4 protein-coding genes are annotated in these 4,494 nt (G+C 64.0%); 2 read left to right on the forward strand and 2 right to left on the reverse strand.

From position 1 onward, the window contains the following. Nucleotides 1-1,524, forward strand: a 1,524-nt coding sequence (gene amaB / locus WBQ44_RS14705; RefSeq protein WP_495567413.1) for an L-piperidine-6-carboxylate dehydrogenase, incomplete at its 5' end; no start/stop codon positions are given. An 86-nt stretch (nt 1,525-1,610) separates the two neighbouring features. On the opposite strand, the gene WBQ44_RS14710 is transcribed toward amaB, so the two are convergent. After that, on the reverse strand, nt 1,611-2,177 hold the full coding sequence (locus tag WBQ44_RS14710) for a TetR/AcrR family transcriptional regulator (RefSeq protein ID WP_495567414.1): 567 nt from the start codon (nt 2,175-2,177) through the stop codon (nt 1,611-1,613). A gap of 79 nt (nt 2,178-2,256) precedes the next feature. Here WBQ44_RS14710 and WBQ44_RS14715 point away from each other — a divergent pair, with 79 nt between their 5' ends. Beyond that, complete coding sequence (locus tag WBQ44_RS14715; RefSeq protein ID WP_495567415.1) at nt 2,257-2,835, forward strand: dihydrofolate reductase family protein; 579 nt, start codon at nt 2,257-2,259, stop codon at nt 2,833-2,835. Between the two features lie 3 nt (nt 2,836-2,838). Here the strand turns inward: WBQ44_RS14715 and WBQ44_RS14720 are convergent, their stop codons facing one another. Continuing rightward, nucleotides 2,839-4,035, reverse strand: a complete 1,197-nt coding sequence (locus tag WBQ44_RS14720; protein ID WP_495567416.1) for a DUF1444 domain-containing protein — start codon at nt 4,033-4,035, stop codon at nt 2,839-2,841. Nucleotides 4,036-4,494 lie beyond the last annotated feature (459 nt).

Consider the following 4,494-nt stretch of genomic DNA (forward strand, 5'->3'; position numbering starts at 1 on the left):
GTCTCACACGACGAGCTGAGCACCAGGACTCGCGCGATACTGGGGCGTCTCGGCGTGTCCACCGACCTCGACGTCCCGCAATCGCAGCTGCCGATCGTTGCGCGCTCGCCGATCACCGGTGGCAACCTGGCATCCCTCGCGGCCGCGACGGTCTCGGACGTCGATGCGGCCATCGCTGGTGCCGCGGCTGCTTTCCCGCAGTGGTCGATGGTTCCCGCACCCGTACGCGGCGACCTGATCCGAGAACTCGGCCTCTTGCTGCGTGAGCACAAGGACGATCTCGGCGCGCTCGTCTCGATCGAAGCGGGCAAGATCGTGTCCGAAGGCCTCGGTGAGGTGCAGGAAATGATCGACATCTGCGACTTCGGCGTCGGGCTGTCGCGCCAGCTGTACGGCAACACCATCGCTACCGAACGGCCCGGCCATCGCATGATGGAGCAGTGGCATCCGCTGGGCGTCGTCGGTGTGATAACCGCATTCAATTTCCCGGTAGCCGTGTGGTCGTGGAACACGGTGCTGGCGTTGATCGCCGGCGACACCGTGGTGTGGAAGCCGTCGGAGAAGACCCCGCTCACCGCGCTCGGGGTGCAGGCCGTCTTCGAACGAGCCGCCCGGAAAGCCGGCGTGGATCCGGCTGTGGCTCAACTCGTCATCGGTGACCGAGTTGCGGGCGAAGCGCTCGTCGACGACCCACGCATAGCACTGTTGTCGGCGACGGGATCGACACGCATGGGCCGCGCCGTCGCGCCCCGCGTCGCAAGCCGTTTCGGGCGAGTGCTCCTCGAGCTCGGCGGTAACAATGCGGCCATCGTCACTCCCTCCGCCGATCTCGACCTGACCACCCGCGGCATCGTGTTCTCCGCGGCGGGCACTGCCGGACAGCGGTGCACATCGCTTCGCCGGGTCATCGTGCATTCCTCGATCGCGGACGAGCTCGTCGAACGTGTTGCACGCGCTTATGATTCGCTGTCCATCGGATCTCCGCTGGAGTCAGACACCCTGGTGGGCCCGCTGATCGACGCACCCGCGTTCGCAGGCTTCCAGAAAGCGATCGACGCAGCGGTCGCCGACGGCGGAGTTGTGCGCACCGGCGGCTCCCGCGTCGACATAGCCGGTGAAGACGCCTATTACGCGCAGCCGACGATCATCACCATGCCGGCGCAGACCGATATCGTGCGTCACGAAACGTTCGCGCCGATTCTTTACGTCCTCACCTACGAGACCCTCGACGAAGCAATCGCGCTGCACAACGATGTGCCGCAGGGCCTGTCGTCGTCCATCTTCACCACGGATTTACGGGAAGCCGAGCGGTTCCTCTCCGCGGCCGGCTCCGATTGCGGTATCGCGAACGTCAACATCGGACCGTCCGGCGCCGAAATCGGCGGCGCCTTCGGTGGTGAAAAGGAAACCGGTGGCGGCCGCGAATCCGGCTCGGACGCATGGAAGTCGTACATGCGCCGGGCCACCAACACCGTCAACTATTCCAACGAACTACCCCTTGCCCAGGGAGTGAAGTTCACGTAAGCGGCTCCGCCGCCCGTGTGAAGTGCGGCTCCGCCGCCCGTGTGCGAAAAATGTTGTTGAAACAGCATTTTTCGCACACGGGTGCGTCAGCGCAGGAGGCCCTCGACCAGGGCGTCGACGATGTCGTCGGTCGAGGTATCCGGGTCGAGGGGGTAGGTGAGTCGGTCCAGCAGGAGGCCGTCGATCGCGTAGTGGAACAGTGCGATCTCGCGCGTGCCTCCGGGGAGCCCGGCGGAGGAGTTGAACTCGACGTCGCTGCGGAAGCTGGAAGTTTGCCAGTGGCCGAGAATGTCGCGGATCTCCGGTCGTCGTGAGGCTTCGAGTCTGAGTTCGAACAGAGCCAACGTCACCTCTCGATTGCCGAGCAGGCGGGCCACGATGTCGCGGGTGTAGTCGGCGAACAGTTCGCGGCTCGGCGTCCTGTTCGCCAGCGAATCGAGCACCGCAGGGTCCGGCGCGAGACGTTCACCGATCCGACCGACAAGGCCCGCGATGACGTCGTCCCGGGAACGAAAGTAATTGGACGTCGTCCCCTTGGGCACGCCAGCCTCGTCGTCGATCGCTCTGTGCGTCAGACCGCGGGCGCCTTCGCGGGCGAGAATGCGCAGTCCGGCATCGGCCAGTTCGGAACGTCTCTGCGGATTGCGCGCCATGGAAAAACTGTAGCGGATCCACGACAGGTGTCGTAGTCTGGCGTTCGAACCACTACAAGCGTCGTGAACGGAGATACCCATGCGTGAACTGGTCTATTACGTCGCCGTCAGCCTCGACGGGTACATCGCCGCGCCGGACGACACATTCGACGCCTTCCCCATGCAGGGCGACCACATCGACATGATCCTCGCGCAGTACACCGACACGGTCCCCACGCCTGGGCTGGAGGCGCTCGGTCTCACGCCGCCGCTGACACGCTTCGACACCGTGCTGATGGGGTGGAACACCTATGCGGTGGGCGGACCCCACCTACCGAACGGGCCCTATGCCCACCTGAAGCAGTATGTTTTCTCCCGCAATCGAACCGGCAACGATGCCGCGGCCCCGGTGACCGTCACGGCAGAAGATCCGATCGAGGTGGTCGCACGGCTCAAACACGAAGCCGGTAGTGGTATTTGGTTGTGCGGCGGCGGGCAACTCGCATCGTCGCTGTTGAACGAGATCGACAGAGTGATTCTGAAAGTCAACCCGGTGTTGCTCGGCTCTGGTAAGCGGCTGTTCGTCGACCGCGAATACGCGCCGATCGCACTCAACCTCGTCGAGAGCACGCCGTACCGGTCGGGTGTCGTGATCAACGAGTACGTCGTCGGTCGGTGACGGTCAGTCCACCGGTAAACTGTGCGCGCGGAGTTCGTCGATGATGTGCGATGTCGGCCACGCGCTCACCTGGAATCGCGCGGGATCGAGGCCGTCCGCAGCCCGGATGCCGGTGATCGAAGCGACGTCGGCGAACTGCACGTAGAACGGGGGCGATCTGTCGTCGGTGAAGGCGACGAGGTCGGCCACCGGGAGGGCGCAGTCGGCCGTTTCGCTCCAAATGGTGACGGTACGAGGGCCGAATGCCGTGGCCTTGACGGTTACCGTTCCGACCTCGGTGCCGATGCCCTCGAGGTGATATTGCCGCCGGAGCCAATCACCCTGTGCTGCATACTCTCTGATGATGTGAATGCAGCGTGCTCGGGCAGCTCCGGAGTGATCCGGATGAGTCTGGTCGAAGGTGATCACGGCACCGTTGTCGTCGACGGTGTACGCCTGCGGTGACAGTGCTCGGGAGGTGCGCGCGTATTGAGCTTCGGCACGCTCGAAGTGCTGATCCAGCAACTCGTCGTCGTCGCCGGGCAGCACATGAACGGTCTGGTCGTCGGGAATGAAAGCAACAGGTGGACAACCGAATCGGGCACGGTGTGATGCCAGCCAACCCGGATCCAGCAGCCATGAGGTGACGTAACGATTGCCGTCCCGGTTTGCGGCCTGTGGGTGTGGGTCACCGCCCGCGTCGACGAGGCGCTGCACGGCGCGGCCCTTCGTCGGATCTGCGTGCTGAGTGATGGTGGCGAGATTCGAGCGTGCTGCGGCGAAGACCGTCGCAGGATCGATTCCCCAAGTCTCGATGGTCTGCCAGGAGACGGCGGTGCGGTGCGCAGCTTTGTCGATGACGACCAGCTCGTCGATCAGCGGAAACACTCTGCGAGAGAGCAACAAACCCGAACCGGAGTCGATTGTATACGTGGACGGCTTCAGTATCGGACGTAATCGTGGGAGTGCTTCGTTCCAGTCGCACGGCCAGTCGATGGACGACATGGTGGTTGTGACGAAGTGCGCGATGTGCGCTTCTTTGGCGAGGTCGGACGCGTTGGTCGTGTCGCGGTAGAGGTCCTCGAGGTACAGCACCGAATTCTCGTCGAAACGTACAGCGAAGGCGTCCGTGTCGAGACGAGGATCGACGCCGCCCTCGGTGTGGACGCGCTCCATAACCCGACGCGCGAACTGATCTTTGGAATCTACGTTTCCCCCCACCCGAGAGATGGTAAAGGATTGCCGCAACTCTGCTCGGGTGCCGGGGAGATGATGTGACAGTTCACGACGTGGTCGCCGTCGACGGTTGGCCGATCCGCCCATGCGAGTTTGGTTGGGTGGCTGGGTTACTTGATCGGCTGCGGTTGTGGACCGGCCGAGGTTGGTTGGTCGGCTGGTCTATCTGATTGGACCCGTGCCAACGCGTGGCTGTAGGCGGCACGTGTCGAGCTTTCGTGCCGCCAGTAGCCCCGGCATCGACGGGCTATGCCCCGGCATCGACGGGCTATGCCGCGGTGTTATCGGTGCCATGCGCCGCTGCCGGGATGTCTGCTGCTGGGTCGTCGGGTTCGGGGTAGAGGTATTCCTGTGGGTGGTGGTAGTGGTTGATGATTCCGCGGCGTTGGGGGTCGATGGTGGCGGGGGGATGCCATTGGGTGCGTCCGGGGTGTGGGTGGGTTG

It is taken from the genome of Rhodococcus sp. (in: high G+C Gram-positive bacteria), assembly GCF_049591685.1.
Lineage (GTDB): Bacteria > Actinomycetota > Actinomycetes > Mycobacteriales > Mycobacteriaceae > Rhodococcoides.

What these genes read in the sequence shown, in the direction of transcription:
- WBQ44_RS14710 (WP_495567414.1), bottom strand. Translation starts at nt 2,177, where the DNA reads ATGGCGCGCAATCCGCAGAGACGTTCCGAACTGGCCGATGCCGGACTG.
- WBQ44_RS14715 (WP_495567415.1), top strand. Translation starts at nt 2,257, where the DNA reads ATGCGTGAACTGGTCTATTACGTCGCCGTCAGCCTCGACGGGTACATC.